Here is an 18,739-nt window from a genome sequence, read left to right on the forward strand (position 1 = left end):
GGTTCGGCTGTATGTAGGGCCACGCCAGATTCACGATGGGATCGGGGAAGGCTCCGCCTTCGGTTTGATAGAGCTTGCGCAGCCGATTGAACAGCTCGGCCATGATCTCGATATCGGTGCGCGCTTCGCCAGGACCGTTCGCGCCTTTCCAATGCCACTGCAGCCAGCGTCCGGAGTTGACGAGTGCGCCGTCTTCCTCGGCAAAGCAGGTCACCGGCAGCCGGATGACTTCCGTTTGGATCTTGCTCGGATCGACATCGTTGTGGACGCCGTAGTTGCGCCAGAACTCCGAAGTCTCCGTGACCAGTGGATCCATGATTACCAGGAACTTCAGCTTCGACAGTGCCGCCGACATCTTGGCTTTGTTGGGCGCGGCGGCGAGGGGATTGAAGCCCTGCGCCAGATAGCCGTTCATCCTGCCCTGGGCCATCAGATCGAAGACCTGCAGCATGTCGTAGAGCTTGTCGAACTTCGGCAGATAGTCGTAAGCCCAGCGATTCTCGACCGTCGCGGCATCGCCCCACCAGGCCTTCTGCAAGCTGACGAAGAAGCTCGGGAAGTTCTGCCAGTAGCTCACTTGATTCGGGCGCAGTGGCTGCTGGGCGCGTACTGCGACGTACTTGCTGTAATCCTGCTCCCTGTCGAAGGGCAGCGAGATATAGCCCGGCAGCGAGTTGGAGAGCAGGCCGAGATCCGTGAGGCCTTGGATATTGGAGTGACCGCGCAGCGCGTTCATGCCACCGCCGGAGACACCGATGTTTCCTAGTAGCAGCTGCACCATCGCCGCACAGCGAATCATTTGCGAGCCGACGGAGTGCTGCGTCCAGCCAAGCGCGTACATGATCGTCATGGCGCGCCTTGGGGTCGCCGTGGAGCCGATCATCTCGCAAATCTGCTGAAACTTTTCCTGCGGCGTGCCGCAGACGCGCTCGACCGTTTCCGCCGTGTAGCGCGAGTAGTGTTGTTTCATCAGATTCAAAACGCAGCGCGGATGCGCCAGTGTCGGATCGATGCGGGCAAAGCCATCGCTACCGATCTCATATTCCCAGCTGGTTTTGTCGTAGCTGCGATTGTCGGCGTTGTAGCCCGAGTACAGGCCGTCGTGAAACGCGAAGTCTTCCCTCACGATGAAGCTCGCGTCGGTGTAGTGCATGACGTAGTCGCGCTGGACCTTGTCGTTGGCCAGCAGGTAATTGATGACGCCGCCAAGAAACGCGATGTCGGTGCCAGGGCGGATCGGCGCATACACATCGGCGACCGAAGCCGAGCGTGTGAAGCGTGGATCGACGACGATCAATCGCGCCTTGTTGTGCGCTTTGGCCTCAGTGACCCATTTGAAGCCGCACGGATGCGCCTCGGCGGCGTTGCCACCCATGATGAGGACCAGGTCGGCATTCTTGATGTCGACCCAGTGATTCGTCATCGCTCCACGGCCAAACGTCGGGGCAAGACCTGCCACCGTCGGGCCGTGTCACACACGCGCCTGATTGTCGAACGCCAGCATGCCCAGACTGCGGATCACCTTGTGGGTGATGTAGCCGGCTTCGTTGCTGCTTGCCGAAGCTGCCAGCATGCCGGTGGTCAGCCAGCGGTTCACGGTCTGACCCTCGGCGTTCTTCGCGATGAAATTCGCGTCGCGATCCTGCTTCATCAGTCGGGCGACGCGCTCCATGGCTTCATCCCAGGTGATGCGCTGCCAGCGATCCGAGCCGGGCGCGCGATACTCCGGATACTTGAGTCGGCTCGGGCTGTGGATGAAGTCGATCAGCCCCGCACCCTTGGGACACAACGTGCCGCGATTGACCGGGTGGTCGGGATCGCCCTCGATGTGAAAGATGCTCGGGGTGGCGTTCTTCGCCTTATCGCCCAGCGAATACATCAGCAAGCCGCAGGCGACTGAACAGTAGGGACAGGTATTGCGGGTCTCGGTGGCGCGAGCCAGCTTGAACTGGCGCACCTCGGCCAACGCCAGACCCGGTGAGAATCCAAGCAGCGCCAGGCTCGAACCCGCCAGCCCGCCGCCGGTGATCGCCAGGAACTGGCGCCTCGTCATATCGCTCATGGAAGAACTCCTGTGCGGGCATGACACGAGGCTCAGTCTATGCCCGCATGGAGGGGGTCGCAATGCGCCCGCACAGCGTCGGAATCGTCACGACACCAGCGATTCGATCGCTTTCACAGCCGCTTGTAGGCCGTCTTCCTTGCGCATCTTTTCTCCTATGGCTTGGGCGCGTGCTCGCACGTCGTCTTGCTCGGCGAATCGGATGCTGTCCGCGAGTGTCGTGGCATTCAACGCTTTCCAGCTGGACAGCTTGGCTGCAATGCCCGCCTGATAGAGTCGCTCGGCCCAGAAGGCCTGATCGCCTGCGAACGGCACGACGACCGACGGGATGCCGGCGCGTGAGGCGGAATGCGTAGTGCCCGAGCCGCCATGATGTACAGCGACTGCTGTCCGCGGCAGCAGCCAGTCATGCGGCGTGTCGCCGACGGCCAGAATGTTTGCAGGAAGCTGCGAGACATCGATGCCGCTCCAGCCCGGATAGAACAATGCGCGGCGACCCGCCAATCCGCCGACGATCGCTTCGAGCATACGCCGAGGCTCGAAGCCGCCCATGCTGCCGAAGCCGATATAAATGGGCGCTTCACCGGCCGCGAGGAACTCGCTCAGTCGGGCGGGCGGAGTCCAATCCTTGGCCGGTAGCAGCCACTGGCCACAAACGAGCGTGTTGCTGGGCCAGTCATCGGGTCGAGGCAGCAAGTTTGGCGACACGCCATACAACATGGGATGCCCGACCCAAATGGACTTTCGCGGCGGCAGTGCGCAGACGCGCTGACGAGCTGCATTCGTCGATTTGCGGAACGCTCTCCATACCAGACTGTTGATGAGCTGCTGACTCATCCGATTGAACATCCGCGGCAGCTTGCCCGGCGGCAACAGCGGGGAGGCGAACGCCGAGGTCGGCGTGAGAGGAAACAATCCGGCGCCAATGGCCTGCACGCCGAGATATTCAGCCGCCGACAAGCCCACGAATCCAGCGAGCCCCGAGATGACGATGGCGTCACAGCCTCTGCCAAATTCCACGGCGGAACGCAGCCAATTCTCGGCATTCTCATTTGCCATCCGCGTCAGCTCCCTCGGGGCGTTGCCGTTCTTCTGGAACGCGGCGCCCTCATGTCCCAGCACGTCTCGAATGTTTCCTGCCAGGGGCGTGGCCGGGACGCCCAGTGCTGTTGCTGTACCGAGGGACGCGCCTTCTGCGAGTAGATGCGCTTCGTGGCCGGCGTCGATCAATGCGCGGCTCAACGCCGCAAGCGGCCGAGTGTCGCCGTCGGAGCCGTAGGTCAGGACGAGAAATTTCATGATTTCGAGGTGCGCGAGCCTTTTAGGAACAGATCCAACACTGCAGTGAACTCGTCGTGCAGATCGGCCTTGGGCGTGGTGAGCCAGCGCATCAGCGCGGCCAGATACATGAAGTGAAAGAACAGCGCCAGTCGGGCGGCCGGCTGGTTGTGTCGCAGTTCGCCGGACTCTTGACCAGAGGCGATGAGGGCGAAGAACGCCCGCACGAGATCGGCGCGCGCGTCGTTCTCATCCACGTTCGGCTCACCGACGTTCATGAACCGATAGCGCAGATAGGGCAGCAGATAGTCACGATGCTGTTCGTGCCACGATGCTGAAGCATCGAGCAGCCGGCGCATGCCGCGCTTGAAGTTTGCATCGGCGAGGCAAATCGGCAGGAGGCGCTCGAGATCCTCCTCGAGCTGCACGTGAAACCAGTGCGCCAGCACCGCTTCCTTCACTGGGAAGTGGCTGTATAGCGTGCCCTTGGCAACGTCCGCTTCTGCGGCGATTTGCTCCATCGTGACGGCGGCAAAGCCGTGCGCCTCAAACAGACGAAAGCCCGTCTGTGCGATGTGGTCGAGCTTTTCCTGGCGTTTGCGCTCGCGGCGGCCCGGTTCGGTCATGACGATCTCAAAATTGAACGACGTATATAATTGTACGTCGTTCAGAAATTGGCTGCAAACGTCCGAAAGGTCGACGCGCGTTCGCCGGTAACGCGTGGCTATTCACCGGCAGTGCGTTGCATTGATGGCTTGCTGTCCGGATACTGCCCTCAACAGCTTCTAGTTGAGGGATAAACAACACGTGCTGTTCGCCGCAGAGACCTGGCCATTCACCGTGGCAACCTTCCTGCTCCTGCTGATCGCGATCGTGGAAGGCATCGCGATGCTGCTGGGCTCCAGTCTCTCCCAATCGTTGCAACAGATGCTTCCGGATCACGGCGACCTCGACGCGGGGCCGTTCGACAAGGCGCTCGGCTGGTTGTCGTTTGGCCGGGTGCCGCTGCTCGTGCTGATGGTGCTGTTCCTCGCGAGCTTTGCGTTGAGCGGTTTCGCGCTCAATCTGATCGTGCGGCACTTGTTCGGTTTCTGGGTGCCGCCGCTGCTCGCGGGCAGTGCCGCGTTCCTGATTACTCTGCCGGTGGTGCGTTTCGCAGGTCGCGGGTTGGCGCGCCTCATCCCCCAGGATCAAACCTATGCCGTTTCGTTCGACTCGCTGGTCGGTCGAGTCGCGACCATCGTCGGCGGCACCGCGCGGCCGGGCTATCCGGCCCAGGCCAAGGTGGCGAACGAGCACGGACAAACCCTTTATGTGATGGTAGAGCCGGAAGCCGAGGGCATGACGTTTCAAAGCGGGGAACGCGTGCTGCTGAACAAGCGCATTGCCGGCAATCGTTTCGCCGGGGCATTGAATCCCTGGCCGGATTTGCTCTGATTCGTCAACGTTCCTGGGGAGGTACTGATGTCGGACTTGATGCTGGAAAATTTGATCCTGGCGGGCATCGCATTTTTCGCGCTGCTGGTGGTAGGAATCATTTTCTCGCGGCTGTATCGCCGCTCGTCGAAGGAGCGAGCTTTCGTGCGCACCGGACTGGGTGGGCAGAAAGTGGTGATGGATGGCGGCGCCATTGTTTTCCCCGTGTTCCACGAGACCATCCTCGTGAACATGAATACGCTCAAGCTCGAAGTCATGCGGTTCGGCAAAGATTCGCTGTTCACTAAAGACCGCATGCGCGTGGACGTGGTCGTTGCGTTCTTCGTACGCGTCGTGCCGACCAAGGAAGGAATCGCGAATGCCGCGCAGACCTTGGGTCAACGCACGATCGCTCCCGAGCAATTGTCACAATTGGTCGAGGATAAGTTCGTCGACGCGCTGCGTGCTGCCGCGGTGTCGATGACCATGCAGGAACTGCTCGACAAACGTCAGGACTTCATCCAGGGCGTCCAGAACGCCGTGAGCGAGGACCTGTTGAAGAACGGTCTGGAGCTGGAGAGCGTGTCGCTCACCCGCATTGACCAGACTGCCATGCAGTTCTTCGATCCCAACAACGCGTTCGATGCCGAGGGTCTGACGCGTCTGACCGAACAAACCCAGCGTCGCAGCCGCGAGCGCAACGAAATCGAGCAGGACACGTCGGTCGCGATCTCGCGCAAGAATTTCGAGGCCAAGCAGTTGCAGCTCGAGATCGATCGCCAGAAACGCTTCGCCGAGCTCGCGCAGTCGCAGGAAGTCGCGGCACGTGAAGCCGAGCAGCAAGCCATCGTCGCGACGGCTCAGGCTGAGCGCGCTCGAGAGGCCGAGCAAGCGAAGATCGTCGCGCAACGTCAGATTCGCGAAGCGGAGGTCGCCAAGGAGCAGGCCGTGCGTCAGCGCGAAGTCGAAGCCGAGCGTGAGATCTCGATCGCCTCGATCGAACAGCAGCGCGCCACGCAGATCGCCGATCAGAACAAAGCGATCTCCATCGCGCAGAAGTCCGAGGAACAATCCAAGGCGCAGGCCAGCGCCAATCTGGCGCTCGCCGAAGCGGTGAAAGCCGAGCAGGCCGTGAAGACGGCCGAAGAGGTCGCGAGGGCCGAACGTGACAAGCAGGTGACACTGGTGCTGGCGTCGCAGGAAGCCGAGCGTCAAGCCATCAGCGTGAAGGTGTCGGCGCTTGCGGAAAAAGAGGCATCGGAGGCGAAGGCCGATGCGATCCGAACGCTCGCCAAGGCGAACCGCGAAAATTACGAGGCGGAAGCCGCCGGTAAGCGCGCTTTGAACGAAGCCATCAACACGCTTTCGAACGCGCAGATCTCGCTGCAGGAGAAGCTGGCGCTGATTCAGGCGCTGCCGAAGATCATCGAAGAGGCGGTGCGGCCGATGCAGAACATCGACTCGATTCGCATCATGCAGGTCGATGGTCTGAACACCGGCGCCGCCGGGGCGCAGGCGGGCGATCACGCGGCTGGCAATGGCTCGGGCAATCTGGCCGAGCAAGCGGTCGGCGCGGCTCTGAAATATCGCGCTTACGCGCCGGTGGTGGATCAGCTCATCAAGGAGGTCGGTCTGTCCGGCAGTGGCTTGGATGGGCTGGTGAAGGCTTCGACGGCCGTTGCGCAACCCGTGACACCGCCGGCCCCGGTGCCGGCCAGTCCGCTATGATGTTGCGATCTGCCCGCCAGGCGTCAGACGGAAATCGAGATGACAGTGGTCAAATCAGGTCGCGTGAAGTTCGCCAGTGTGATGTGTCTGTTCGGCGCGGTGCTCGCATTTGGGGCGCCGGCCGCTGACGCATCGACAAAGAATGAGTCTGTCTTCAAGACCCTCAACAGCAAGTCCGCGGTGAAGGCGGCGCTGGAACAGATCCGGCGTGAAGACGAGCGGACCTTGCGCGAGCAGATCGAGATCTCCGAGATCCCGGCCCCTTCTTACAAGGAAGAGGTTCGCGCCAATGACTACATACGGCGGTTGCGTGAGCTGGGCCTGACTGAAATCTCCACCGATGCCGAAGGTAACGTCATCGCGCGCCGTCCTGGCACGAGCCGTAACGGACCGACGCTGGTGCTATCGGCGCATTTGGACACGGTGTTCAGCGCGGACACGGACGTCAAGGTTCGCAAGGAAGGCAATCGTTATCACGGCCCCGGCATAGTCGATGACGCTCGCGGACTGACCGTGCTGCTGACCGTGTTGCGCTCGATGCAGGAAAACAAGCTGCGCACTCAAGGCGATGTTTTATTCGTCGCCACGGTGGGCGAGGAGGGCTTGGGCAATCTGCGCGGCGTGAAGGCATTGTTCCGCGATCGCAAGGATATCGACGGCTTCATCTCCGTCGACGGCATCGGGTCGCCGGACCTGCCCGCCGGTGAATCCAAAGTCGTGGCGCGCGCCGTCGGCAGCCATCGCTGGCAAATAACATTCACCGGCCCGGGCGGCCACAGTTATGGGAACTTCGGTACGCCCAGCGCAGTGCACGCGATGGGTCGAGCCATCAGCGCCATCTCCGATTTGCAGGCGCCCACCGAGCCGAAGACCACGTTCACAGTTGCTATCGTGTCGGGCGGCACTGCGATCAATGCCATCGCCGAGCAAGCCAAGCTACAGCTCGACATTCGTTCAGAATCCGCAAGCGCGATGGCTGCGCTGGAAGAACAGATCCTCGCTGCAGCTGAACGAGCCGGCGTGGAAGAGGGTAAGCGCTGGGGAGCGGCGCCGGTGCGAGTCGAGCGCACACTGCTCGGCGACCGGCCAGCCGGCGCAGGCAGCAGTGACAGTCTCATGGCCTCTACTTATATCGGAGCCATGGTGGCGCTGGGTCAAAAGCCCCCGACCCCGGTCGCCAGCAGCACCGACTCCAATGTGCCGCTGGGGCTGGGCATTCCGGCCATTACCGCGTCGGGCGGTGGCATCGGCGATAAGGCACATTCGCTGGATGAATGGTATGAACCAGTTAACGCCTGGCTCGGTCCGCAGGGAGTATTGTTGACCACGCTGGCGTTGGCCGGTATTGAGGGCGGACCGAAACCTTTGTTGCCCCGAAAACGCTAGAATCCGGGCGCGGGTGCCATTGATAAACAGGGAGAAGCCATGGGGTGCAGAATTCAGCGCGCATTGCCGCTGCTGGTCCTGGGGTTGTTGTCAGGTTGCGGTGGTGGTGGCGGCGGCGGGAGTGGTCCGATAGCTCCACCGTCCAATAACAACGGCAACTACCAGCCGGGGGTGTTTCAGCCGTCCTCCAGTTTCGCCAATCAGTGCGCGTCGCCCCGTTCAGGGACCAGCGATCGCTCCGGTTCGGCGTTCACCGAGAGCATGTTTCTGCGCTCGTGGACCAATGAGCTGTATCTGTGGTACTCGGAGGTCCCGGATCGCAACCCGACGGGCGTCAGCACGGCCAATTACTTCGATGCATTGAAGACGCCGGCGACGACGGCTTCGGGGCGGCCCAAGGACCAGTTCCACTTCACCTACCCGACGGCGCAGTGGGACCAGCTGTCGCAAGCTGGCGTCGAGATTGGCTATGGTGCGGAGTGGGTCATCACCACCTCTACATCGTCTCGCCGAGCCGTCATTGCCTACGTCGAGCCAGGCACGCCGGCGGCAAACGCCGGCCTTGGGCGCGGCGTCGAAGTGCTGTTCGCCGATAACGTCGATGTGAATGCAAACACGAACAGTGCGCTCGCGACGCTGAATGCGGCGTTCTATCCCACGGTGGCGGGCTCGCATACCTTCCAGGTCCGTGATCTCACCGGGACCGTGCGTAACATCACGATGAACGCCGTCCAGGTCACTCATCAGCCTGTGCTTGTCTCTCGCACCATCGATGCGTCCGGTGTGCCGGTCGGTTACCTGCTGTTCAACGATCACATCGCGCCCGCAGAGGCGCAGCTGGTCACTGCGATCAGATCTTTCAGCACCGCCGGCGTTCGGGAGCTGATTCTGGACCTGCGCTATAACGGTGGCGGCTATCTGGATATCGCCAGCGAGCTGGCCTATATGATCGCCGGCAACATGGCCCGGGGGCAGACCTTCGAGCGCCTGGTGTTCAACGACAAGAACCCGAACACCAATCCCATCACAGGCCAGGCGCTTACGCCCACGCCGTTTCATACTACCGCGCGCGGTTTCAGCGTCACTGCAGGTACGCAATTGCCGACACTGAACCTGGATCACGTCTACGTGATCACCAGCAGCAGTACGTGCTCGGCAAGCGAGTCCATCATCAACAGCCTGCGTGGCGTGGGCGTGCAGGTTTATCAGATCGGCTCGACCACCTGCGGCAAGCCGTATGGCTTCTATCCCCAGGGCAACTGCGGTACCACGTACTTCTCGATTCAGTTCGAAGGTCGCAACGCCGCGGGCTTCGGAGGGTATGCGGACGGATTCTCGCCGGGAGCTGTTGACTCCGGAACAGTGGTGAGAGGTTGCTCGGTCGCGGATGATTTCACGCGTGCGCTCGGTGATCCGCTCGAACGGCGGCTGTCCGCGGCGCTGGGCTATCTCGGGAGCAACAATCAGGTCTGTCCGGCGCCGAGCGGCTTCTCTCCCGAAGGCGACTTCAGCGCGAAGACGACTCTGGGTGAAACCGAGGGTGAGATGTTCAAGTCGCCGGCCCGGACGAATCGAATCCTGAGCGAGTAACGTCGTCATGCGCAGCGTCGCGTTCAGCGCTTTGGTGATGTTGTCGGCGTGCGCTTCCGTGGCCGGTCAGGATGGGCCGGCCGTGTTGACGGAAGCGACGGCGCAAACACACGACGAGTTGGTCAAGGCCGTGAGCGCGGCCTTGAATGTTCCAACCGTCACGCTCGCGGCGGATGCGCTCACGACCGACAGTGAGTTGGTGATCGAGCGTGCTCCAGCTCGGGATGCCGAGGGCCGTAGGCTGCAGGGCAGGGAGCTGACACCACCCGAGCACTTCCAACTGATCCGGGCGAAGAACCGCTGCGTGCTGGTGCACGTTCGCACCAATGCGCGGTATGAGCTGCCGAACGCCAAGTGCAGGCTGAAGTAGCCCGTCTACTTCAGTCGCCGGCTCCGTCCGCACGTTCCTTCTTCAACTTTCGCCACAGCGTCGTGCGACTGATCCCCAGTCGCTCGCTCGCTTTGGCGTACGAGCCGTCGCTCTCATCGAGCACGCGTCGAATCAGCTCGATCTCCGACTCGGCGCGATGCACGGCAATGGAGGCGGGGAGTCTGCGGGGCGTTGCGTCTGAGATTTCGGGCATCAATTCGCGCAGCTGCATATCGCTGAGCGCGGCGTCGTTTGGAGTGGCCAGCATCGCCACCCGCTCCAACAAATTCTCCAGCTCGCGCACGTTACCGGGCCATTCATACTTCCAGGCCGCATCCAACAGCTTCTGCACGCGCGGATCGTTGGTGATATCGATGCCCGCGCGCGTCGCAATTTTGCCCGCGAGGTGAGCAACCAGCTCGGGCAGGTCCTGGCGACGATCGCGCAGGCCTGGTAACTCCAGACGCAGGATGTTGAGTCTGTAATAGAGGTCCCGGCGGAAGTCGCCGGTGACGATGCGCTCGGTCAGGTCGCGATGCGTGGCTGCGATCACACGAACGTCGACGCGCGTCGGTTCGATCGCGCCTACACGCAGAATTTCTCTCTCCTGCAACACGCGCAGCAAGCGCGTTTGCAGAGACACTGGCATCTCGCCGATCTCATCCAGAAAGATCGTGCCAGTGTGGGCGGCCTCGAACAGACCCAGCTTGCCGCCGCGGCGGGCGCCCGTGAACGCGCCTTCCTCATAGCCGAACAACTCACTTTCCAGCAGCGACTCGGGGAAGGCGCCGCAGTTGATGGCGATGAAAGGTTGATTCGCACGTTTGCTCGCCGCGTGGATGCCTTGAGCGAGCAGTTCCTTGCCGGTGCCGCTTTCGCCGAAGATCAACACCGTCGCATCACTGCGTGCATATTGAGCCGCCAACGATCGGGTATGAACGATGCCCGGCGTGGTGCCGACCAGATCGCTCAATCGATAGCGAACATTCGCCGCGGGCTTGTGGCGGCGCGCGCGCAGATCGCGATCGACGCGCTGAATCGATTCCGGATCCTGGCAGGTGAGCACAGCGCCGGTCTGCGTGCCTTGCTCGGTGATGGGCAATCGACTGGTGAGCACGGCCCGTGAGCCGAGCTTCTGCAATTCATCGATCTCGGCGCGTGGCTCGCGCAGCGTGCGTGTGAGTGAAAGCTCCGGTGCGACCTCACTGAGCTTGCGGCCGACGAGGTCAGTGGCGGGTCGCTCCAGGAGCCGCGCCATGGCTGGATTCAAAATCTCGATCCGCTCGTCCATATCGACCGCGACCACGCCGTCACGCAGCTGGCCGAGAATCGTATTCAAACGCTCGCGCTTGGCGCCTTCCATGCGCGACAGGCGGGCCATTTCGACCGCGTCGTCGAGCGCTTCGCGCACGGCGTCTTCGGAATACAGGAACACGCTCGCCATGCCGGCCGCTTCGGCGAGATCCGTGACCAGGCCCGGCGCAACGACCACTTCGATGCCGCGAGCACGCAGCTCGAGCACACAATTTCTCGCATCGTCCGTGGTTCGATAACTTCGCTGCTCGATGCCGAGCGCGAACAATTCGTTGAAGCGCTCCAATTCGACGGGCAGGGCGCCGTGCGTCACCAATGCGATGCGCGACGAGATAGCGCGAGCCCGAGCGAGCGCGCTCAGGATGTCGAAGCCACCAACGCGAACCAGCACGACCGGCAGTTCGATATGCTGGCGAAGGTAGGCGCCGTTGGAGCCCGCGGCCACGAGCACATCGATGGGTTGCGAGCGGCTCAGCTCATTAATAGTGTCGACTGCGGTCTCGAAGCCGCTATCGAGCACCTCGACCCGGGCCGCTTGGGCGTAGGTGGGGGCGAGGTCCCGGAACAGGTCCTTCAGCCTGTGCAGGCCGACGGCGACGATGCGGAGCGGGTCATTGGGGCGGGTGACCTGGGCGTTCATGACAACAGTTTCATCAATGTTGCAGGCTGAAATTGTAATGTTTCACGAATGAAACCGCCAGTGCCTTCGAGTTCAGGCCCTCGGCAGGCATTTACAGTTTGATCAATGGGTTAGGTGCGACCGTCGGCGCGCCGTGCGTGGCATAAGTCTTGCTCTCCCTGCGCAACCCATCTGCAACCGCATTATTGAAGGAGACTTCCATGGCATCAGCCGGATCCAACTTCCGTTCGGCCCTGGCCGCCGAGCAACCGCTGCAGATCGTGGGCGCGATCAATGCGAACCACGCACTGCTCGCCAAGCGCGCCGGCTACCGTGCTATTTACCTCTCGGGCGGCGGCGTCGCGGCCGGCTCGCTCGGCATGCCCGACCTCGGCATCAACAACCTCGATGACGTGCTGACCGACATCCGTCGCATCACCGACGTGTGCGATCTGCCGCTGCTGGTCGACATCGACACCGGCTTCGGCCCGAGCGCATTCAACATCGCGCGCACCGTCAAGAGCCTGATCAAGTTCGGCGCGGCCGCCTGCCACATCGAAGATCAGGTGGGCGCCAAGCGTTGCGGCCATCGTCCCGGCAAAGAGCTGGTCTCCACCGAAGAGATGGTCGATCGCGTCAAGGCCGCGGCCGATGCCAAGACCGATCCGGATTTCTATTTGATTGCTCGCACCGACGCGATCGCCTCGTTCGGCATCGATGCCGCGATCGAGCGTTCGGTGAAGTGCGTGGAGGCGGGTGCCGACGCCATTTTCGCCGAAGCGGCTTACGATCTGCCGACGTACAAGAAGTTCGTCGATGCAGTGAAGGTGCCGGTGCTCGCGAACATCACCGAGTTCGGCAAGACACCGCTATTCTCCGTGCCCGAGCTGAAGAGCGTGGGCGTGCAGATGGTGCTGTACCCGCTGAGCGCCTTCCGCGCCATGAACAAGGCTGCGGAGAATGTTTACGAGGCGATCCGCCGTGACGGTCACCAGAAGAATGTGATCGACACCATGCAGACCCGCGAAGAACTCTACGAGCGCATCGGCTATCACGCTTACGAACAGCATCTCGATGCCCTCTTCAAATCAAAGAAGTAAAGCGACGAAATAGCCGAGCGCTTTTAAGTAACGACGACCAGGAGACTTTACATGACCGACGCTCCCGCCCAGACCGGGTTCAAGCCCAAGAAGTCAGTTGCACTGTCCGGCACCGTCGCCGGCAATACCGCGCTTTGCACGGTCGGTCGCAGCGGCAACGATCTGCACTATCGCGGCTACGACATTCTCGATCTCGCGGCTCAGTCCGAGTTCGAGGAGATCGCGCATCTGCTGGTGCACGGCAAGTTGCCGACTTCCGCTGAACTGGCGGCGTACAAGACCAAGCTGAAGTCGCTGCGTGGCCTGCCGGCAGCGGTGAAGACCGCGTTGGAACAGCTGCCGCCGTCGGCGCATCCCATGGACGTCATGCGCACGGGTGTCTCCGTGCTCGGCTGCGTGAATCCTGAGAAGGACGATCACAACCATGCCGGCGCGCGCGACATCGCTGACAAGCTGATGGCCTCGCTCGGCTCGATGCTGCTGTACTGGTATCACTACGCTTACAACGGCAAGCGCATCGAGACGGAGTCGGATGAAGACTCTATCGGTGGCCACTTCCTGCACCTGTTGCATCAGCAGAAGCCGCCGCGCTCGTGGGTCAAGGCGATGCACACGTCGCTGATCCTGTACGCCGAGCACGAGTTCAACGCGTCGACGTTCACGTCTCGCGTCGTCGCCGGCACCGGCTCCGACATGTATTCGGCGATCTGCGGCGGCATCGGCGCGCTGCGCGGTCCGAAGCACGGCGGTGCCAACGAAGTCGCGTTCGAGATCCAGAAGCGCTACGACACGCCGGCCGAGGCGGAAGCGGACATCCGCGCCCGCGTCGAGCGCAAGGAAGTCGTCATCGGCTTCGGCCATCCCGTCTACACGATCTCCGATCCGCGTAATAAGGTGATCAAGCAGGTGGCGCTCGACCTGTCGAAGGAACAGGGCAGCACCAAGATGTTCGACATCGCCGAGCGCCTGGAATCGGTGATGTGGGAGATCAAGAAGATGTTCCCGAACCTGGACTGGTTCAGCGCCGTCAGCTACCACGTGATGGGCGTGCCGACCGCCATGTTCACGCCGCTGTTCGTGATCGCCCGCACCTCGGGTTGGAGCGCGCACATCATCGAGCAGCGCATTGACGGTAAAATCATCCGTCCGAGCGCGAACTACACCGGTCCGGAAGACCAGAAGTTCCTGCCGATCGATCAGCGCAAGTAACACCGGCGCCAGTAAGCCATCGCCATCGCTCAAAGGTTTATGAATACAGCCCATCGCAAACGCCTGCCCGGAACCCAGCTGGATTACTTCGACGCGCGCGAAGCCGTCGATGCGATCAAGCCGCACGCTTACGCCAAGTTGCCGTACACCTCGCGGGTGCACGCCGAGAACCTGGTGCGTCGCTGTGACCCAGCGACGCTCGAGGCCTCGCTGCGGCAGCTGATCGAGCGCAAGCGGGATTTGGACTTCCCGTGGTTCCCGGCCCGCGTCGTGTGTCACGACATTCTGGGTCAGACGGCACTGGTCGACCTGGCAGGCTTGCGCGATGCCATCGCAGACAAGGGTGGCGATCCTTCGCAGATCAATCCGGTCGTGCCGACGCAGCTGATCGTCGATCACTCGCTGGCGGTCGAGTACGGCGGCTACGACAAGGATGCGTTTGCGAAGAACCGGGCTGTGGAAGATCGTCGCAACGACGATCGTTTCCATTTCATCAACTGGACCAAGCTGGCGTTCCAGAACGTGGATGTGATTCCGCCGGGCAACGGCATCATGCACCAGATCAATCTGGAGCGGATGTCGCCGGTGATTCACGCGGTGGACGGCGTTGCGTTCCCGGACACGCTGGTCGGCACGGACAGTCACACTCCGCACGTCGACGCGCTTGGCGTCATCGCCATCGGCGTCGGCGGTCTGGAAGCCGAGAGCGTGATGCTGGGTCGCGCTTCGTGGATGCGTTTGCCGGACATCGTTGGCGTCGAGCTGACGGGCAAGCCGGGTCCGGGCATCACGGCCACTGACGTGGTGCTCGCGCTCACCGAATACCTGCGCAAAGAGAAGGTTGTCGGTGCGTATATCGAGTTCTATGGCGAAGGCGCTGCGGCGCTGACGCTCGGCGATCGCGCCACCATCTCCAACATGACGCCGGAGTTCGGCGCCACGGCGGCGATGTTCTTCATCGACCAGCAGACGATCGACTATCTCAAGCTCACCGGCCGCGACGATGCGCAGGTGAAGCTGGTCGAGACTTACGCCAAGTTGACCGGTCTGTGGGCCGACAGCCTGACGACCGCCGAATACGAGCGCACGCTCAAGTTCGATCTGTCGTCGGTCGTTCGCAACATGGCGGGCCCGTCGAATCCGCATAAGCGCCTGCCGGTGACTGAGCTTGCCTCGCGCGGCATCGCCGGCAAGTGGGAAGAGGTCCCCGGCCAGATGCCCGACGGCGCTGTAATCATCGCAGCGATCACGAGCTGCACGAACACGAGTAATCCGCGAAACGTCATCGCCGCGGGTTTGCTCGCGCGCAATGCCAATGCTCGCGGTCTCGTTCGCAAGCCGTGGGTGAAGTCGTCGCTTGCGCCGGGCTCGAAGGCCGTGCAGCTGTATCTGGAAGATGCACAGCTGCTGCCGGAGTTGGAACAACTCGGCTTCGGCATCGTCGCGTTCGCTTGCACGACGTGCAACGGCATGTCGGGCGCACTGGATCCGAAGATCCAGCAGGAAATCATCGATCGCGATCTGTATGCGACGGCAGTGCTGTCCGGCAATCGTAACTTCGACGGCCGCATCCATCCGTATGCCAAGCAGGCGTTCCTCGCATCGCCGCCGCTGGTCGTTGCTTACGCCATCGCGGGCACGATCCGCTTCGATATCGAGAAGGACGTGCTGGGTCAGGACAGCGAAGGCAATGCGGTGTACTTGAAGGACATCTGGCCGAGCGATGCTGAGATCGACACCATCGTCGCCAAGAGCGTCAAGCCCGAGCACTTCCGCACCGTGTACGAACCGATGTTCGCGCCAAGCGCTGCGAGCGCGGTGAAGATCGACCCGCTGTACAACTGGCGTCCGCAGAGCACGTACATTCGCCGTCCGCCGTATTGGGAAGGCGCACTTGCAGGCGAGCGCACGCTGAAGGGCATGCGTCCGCTGGCGGTGCTGCCGGATAACATCACGACGGACCATCTGTCGCCGTCGAATGCGATCCTGCTCAACAGCGCCGCGGGTGAGTACCTGGCGAAGATGGGCTTGCCGGAGGAAGACTTCAATTCCTACGCGACCCACCGTGGCGATCACTTGACCGCGCAGCGTGCGACGTTCGCGAATCCGCAGCTCGTCAACGAAATGGCCGTCGTCGACGGTCAGGTCAAGAAAGGCTCTCTCGCGCGTATCGAGCCGGAAGGCAAGGTCACGCGTATGTGGGAAGCGATCGAAACCTACATGGAGCGCAAGCAGCCGCTGATCATCATCGCGGGTGCCGACTACGGTCAGGGTTCGTCGCGTGACTGGGCGGCCAAGGGCGTGCGTCTCGCCGGCGTCGAAGCCATCGTCGCCGAAGGCTTCGAGCGCATCCATCGCACCAACCTGATCGGCATGGGCGTGCTGCCGCTGGAGTTCAAATCGGGCGTGAATCGCAAGACGTTGAGCATCGACGGCACGGAAACATTCGATGTCGTCGGTGAGCGCAAGCCGCGCGCGGATTTGACCCTGGTCATTCATCGCAAGAACGGTGAGCGGGTTGAAGTGCCCGTGCTCTGCCGCTTGGATACGGCCGAAGAGGTTTCGATTTACGAAGCCGGCGGTGTGCTCCAGCGCTTTGCGCAGGACTTCCTCGAATCGTCCAAGGTGGCTTGAGCATGGCCCACGCACCGCAAATCAAAATCCCCGCCACGTACATGCGTGGCGGTACGAGCAAGGGCGTGTTCTTCCGCCTGCAGGATCTGCCTGCGACGGCTCAGGTGCCGGGAGCAGCGCGCGACGCGTTGCTCCAGCGCGTGATTGGCAGCCCCGATCCGTACGGCAAACAGATCGACGGCATGGGCGGTGCAACGTCCAGCACCAGCAAGACCGTGATCCTGTCGAAGAGCACGAAGGCGGATCACGATATCGATTATCTGTTCGGCCAGGTCTCCATCGACAAACCGTTCGTCGATTGGAGCGGCAACTGCGGCAACCTGTCCGCTGCAGTCGGTCCGTTCGCCATCAGCAATGGCTTGATCGATGCGAGCCGTATTCCGAAGAACGGCACGGTCACCGTGCGTATTTGGCAGGCGAACATCGGCAAGACCATCGTTGCGCACGTGCCGATCACTGACGGCGCCGTGCAGGAGACGGGCGATTTCGAGCTGGACGGGGTGACGTTCCCGGCCGCGGAAGTGCAGATCGAGTTCCTCAATCCCGCGGCTGACGAAGACGGCGCGGGCGGCTCGATGTTTCCTACCGGCAATCTGATCGACGATCTCGACGTGCCCGGTCTCGGCACGCTCAAGGTGACGATGATCAACGCCGGCATCCCGACCATCTTTGTGAACGCCGACGCCATCGGCTACACCGGCACCGAGCTGCAGGAAGCGATCAACAGCGACGGCAAAGCGCTCGCGATGTTTGAAAACATTCGCGCGCACGGAGCCATTCGCATGGGTCTGATCAAGACGCTCGAAGAAGCAGCCAAGCGTCAGCACACGCCGAAGGTTGCGTTCGTCGCGCCGCCGAAGAGCTATGTTTCTTCCAGCGGCAAGCATGTGCAGGCCAGCGACATCGATCTGCTGGTGCGTGCGCTGTCGATGGGCAAGCTGCATCACGCGATGATGGGCACGGCCGCCGTTGCGATCGGCACGGCTGCCGCGATTCCCGGCACGCTGGTGAATCTCGCGGCGGGTGGAGGAGAGCGGAACACGGTCCGCTTCGGTCATCCGTCCGGCACGCTGCGAGTCGGAGCTGAGGCCAGCAAGGTCGACGGCGAATGGACTGTCACTAAAGCCATCATGAGCCGCAGCGCGCGCGTCCTCATGGAAGGTTGGGTGCGCATTCCGGGCGACTCCTACTGATAATGTGATGGCGGTCACACTAATAGTCGGGTGACCGCCATTTAAGAACTCCGCACGGCCCGCCGCCTTCAAGGACTGAGGGCGCGAGGAACAGATGGTGTCGCGCTCAAGACGACAACCACCAGGAGTTTCACACATGCTTTCTCTTCACACTAACGCTGCGGCGTTGTCCTCGCAGAATGCGGTCGGCAACACGCAGAAGTCCCTGACCACCTCCTTGACCCGCCTGGGCACCGGCTACCGCGTCAACAGCGCGATGGACGACGCCGCCGGCTTGCAGATCGCCACCCGTCTGGACGCTCAGACCCGCGGCATGTCCGTCGCTCAGCGCAACACGCAGAACGGCATCTCCATGATGCAGACCGCCGAAGGCGCGTTCTCGGAAATGACCAACGTGCTGCTGCGTATGAAGGATCTGGCGACCGAAGCGTACAACGCCTCGTCGACGACCGATGACGTGGCCGCGCTGCAGGCGGAATTCGACGCGCTGGGTCTGGAACTGAGCAACATCTTCCGTACCACTTCGTTCGGCGGTCAGCGTCTGTTCTCGGACGGCACGAACACCGACGGCACCGGCGGCTTTGTTGTCCGCGGCGATCACGTTCCAGATCGGCGCCAGTGCCGACGAAACGATGGAAGTCGACACGGAAACCAGCCTCGGCGACCTGGCCACTGCGCTCGCCGACGTGAGTGCCAACTATGCCGGCTTCGCCACTCCGGCGGACGGCACGGAATTGACGGGTGACAACGGCATCATCACCACCATCAACGACGCGTTGACGGAAGTGGGCACGGTGCGCGCGCAGCTCGGTGCTGCTTCGAACCGCCTCGAGCACGTGT

General features: G+C 62.2%; 13 protein-coding genes and 1 pseudogene. 10 read left to right on the forward strand and 4 right to left on the reverse strand.

Annotated elements, in window-relative coordinates:
* From fdnG to D0550_RS31845, 3 genes are all read right to left on the reverse strand, one after another.
* Positions 1-2,062 (reverse strand): formate dehydrogenase-N subunit alpha (fdnG, locus tag D0550_RS31830; RefSeq protein ID WP_153067445.1); only part of this gene is annotated, 2,062 nt, incomplete at its 3' end.
* Between the two features lie 87 nt (positions 2,063-2,149).
* Positions 2,150-3,361: a glycosyltransferase gene (locus D0550_RS31840; protein ID WP_116813222.1), complete on the reverse strand. Its 1,212-nt coding sequence runs from the start codon at positions 3,359-3,361 to the stop codon at positions 2,150-2,152.
* A complete protein-coding gene (locus D0550_RS31845; RefSeq protein ID WP_116813223.1) occupies positions 3,358-3,966 on the reverse strand; it encodes a TetR/AcrR family transcriptional regulator in 609 nt (202 codons plus the stop codon). The genes D0550_RS31840 and D0550_RS31845 overlap by 4 nt, the downstream gene beginning before the upstream one ends.
* A 181-nt stretch (positions 3,967-4,147) precedes the next feature.
* Here D0550_RS31845 and D0550_RS31850 point away from each other — a divergent pair, with 181 nt between their 5' ends.
* From D0550_RS31850 to D0550_RS31870, 5 genes are read left to right on the forward strand one after another with little or no spacing between them, the layout of a single operon-like run.
* Positions 4,148-4,777: a YqiJ family protein gene (locus tag D0550_RS31850; protein ID WP_161966187.1), complete on the forward strand. Its 630-nt coding sequence runs from the start codon at positions 4,148-4,150 to the stop codon at positions 4,775-4,777.
* Between the two features lie 27 nt (positions 4,778-4,804).
* Positions 4,805-6,484, forward strand: a complete 1,680-nt coding sequence (locus tag D0550_RS31855; RefSeq protein WP_116813225.1) for a flotillin family protein — start codon at positions 4,805-4,807, stop codon at positions 6,482-6,484.
* Between the two features lie 39 nt (positions 6,485-6,523).
* Positions 6,524-7,870 carry a M20/M25/M40 family metallo-hydrolase gene (locus D0550_RS31860; protein ID WP_206606664.1) on the forward strand — a complete coding sequence of 449 codons (1,347 nt, stop codon included), beginning with the start codon at positions 6,524-6,526 and terminating at the stop codon, positions 7,868-7,870.
* Positions 7,871-7,909: 39 nt separating this feature from the next.
* Positions 7,910-9,460, forward strand: a complete 1,551-nt coding sequence (locus D0550_RS31865) for a S41 family peptidase (protein ID WP_116813226.1) — start codon at positions 7,910-7,912, stop codon at positions 9,458-9,460.
* Between the two features lie 7 nt (positions 9,461-9,467).
* The gene (locus tag D0550_RS31870; RefSeq protein WP_116813227.1) at positions 9,468-9,830 is read left to right on the forward strand and encodes a hypothetical protein; all 363 of its coding nucleotides are present in this window, start codon (positions 9,468-9,470) and stop codon (positions 9,828-9,830) included.
* 10 nt (positions 9,831-9,840) lie between these two features.
* Here the strand turns inward: D0550_RS31870 and prpR are convergent, their stop codons facing one another.
* Entirely contained in the window at positions 9,841-11,784 is a 1,944-nt protein-coding gene (prpR, locus tag D0550_RS31875) for a propionate catabolism operon regulatory protein PrpR (protein ID WP_116813228.1), read from the reverse strand.
* A 200-nt stretch (positions 11,785-11,984) separates the two neighbouring features.
* Between prpR and prpB the strand changes: the two genes are divergently transcribed.
* The 5 genes and pseudogenes from prpB to D0550_RS37015 form a co-directional block, all read left to right on the forward strand.
* A complete protein-coding gene (gene prpB, locus D0550_RS31880) occupies positions 11,985-12,863 on the forward strand; it encodes a methylisocitrate lyase (protein WP_116813229.1) in 879 nt (292 codons plus the stop codon).
* 51 nt (positions 12,864-12,914) lie between these two features.
* Complete coding sequence (gene prpC, locus D0550_RS31885) at positions 12,915-14,072, forward strand: bifunctional 2-methylcitrate synthase/citrate synthase (RefSeq protein ID WP_116813230.1); 1,158 nt, start codon at positions 12,915-12,917, stop codon at positions 14,070-14,072.
* Between the two features lie 39 nt (positions 14,073-14,111).
* Positions 14,112-16,706 (forward strand): Fe/S-dependent 2-methylisocitrate dehydratase AcnD, encoded by a 2,595-nt coding sequence (gene acnD / locus D0550_RS31890; protein ID WP_116813231.1) that lies wholly within the window; start codon positions 14,112-14,114, stop codon positions 16,704-16,706.
* Positions 16,707-16,708: 2 nt separating this feature from the next.
* Entirely contained in the window at positions 16,709-17,899 is a 1,191-nt protein-coding gene (gene prpF, locus D0550_RS31895) for a 2-methylaconitate cis-trans isomerase PrpF (protein WP_116813232.1), read from the forward strand.
* A gap of 136 nt (positions 17,900-18,035) precedes the next feature.
* A pseudogene (locus D0550_RS37015) lies at positions 18,036-18,739 on the forward strand (flagellin N-terminal helical domain-containing protein); the annotation flags it as partial.

It is taken from the genome of Steroidobacter cummioxidans, assembly GCF_003104955.1.

Bases quoted from the DNA above. Each gene is read 5' to 3' on its own strand.
- D0550_RS31840 (WP_116813222.1), bottom strand. From the start codon at position 3,361: ATGAAATTTCTCGTCCTGACCTACGGCTCCGACGGCGACACTCGGCCG.
- D0550_RS31845 (WP_116813223.1), bottom strand. From the start codon at position 3,966: ATGACCGAACCGGGCCGCCGCGAGCGCAAACGCCAGGAAAAGCTCGAC.
- D0550_RS31855 (WP_116813225.1), top strand. From the start codon at position 4,805: ATGTCGGACTTGATGCTGGAAAATTTGATCCTGGCGGGCATCGCATTT.
- D0550_RS31860 (WP_206606664.1), top strand. From the start codon at position 6,524: ATGACAGTGGTCAAATCAGGTCGCGTGAAGTTCGCCAGTGTGATGTGT.
- D0550_RS31865 (WP_116813226.1), top strand. From the start codon at position 7,910: ATGGGGTGCAGAATTCAGCGCGCATTGCCGCTGCTGGTCCTGGGGTTG.
- D0550_RS31870 (WP_116813227.1), top strand. From the start codon at position 9,468: ATGCGCAGCGTCGCGTTCAGCGCTTTGGTGATGTTGTCGGCGTGCGCT.
- prpR (WP_116813228.1), bottom strand. From the start codon at position 11,784: ATGAACGCCCAGGTCACCCGCCCCAATGACCCGCTCCGCATCGTCGCC.
- prpB (WP_116813229.1), top strand. From the start codon at position 11,985: ATGGCATCAGCCGGATCCAACTTCCGTTCGGCCCTGGCCGCCGAGCAA.
- prpC (WP_116813230.1), top strand. From the start codon at position 12,915: ATGACCGACGCTCCCGCCCAGACCGGGTTCAAGCCCAAGAAGTCAGTT.
- acnD (WP_116813231.1), top strand. From the start codon at position 14,112: ATGAATACAGCCCATCGCAAACGCCTGCCCGGAACCCAGCTGGATTAC.
- prpF (WP_116813232.1), top strand. From the start codon at position 16,709: ATGGCCCACGCACCGCAAATCAAAATCCCCGCCACGTACATGCGTGGC.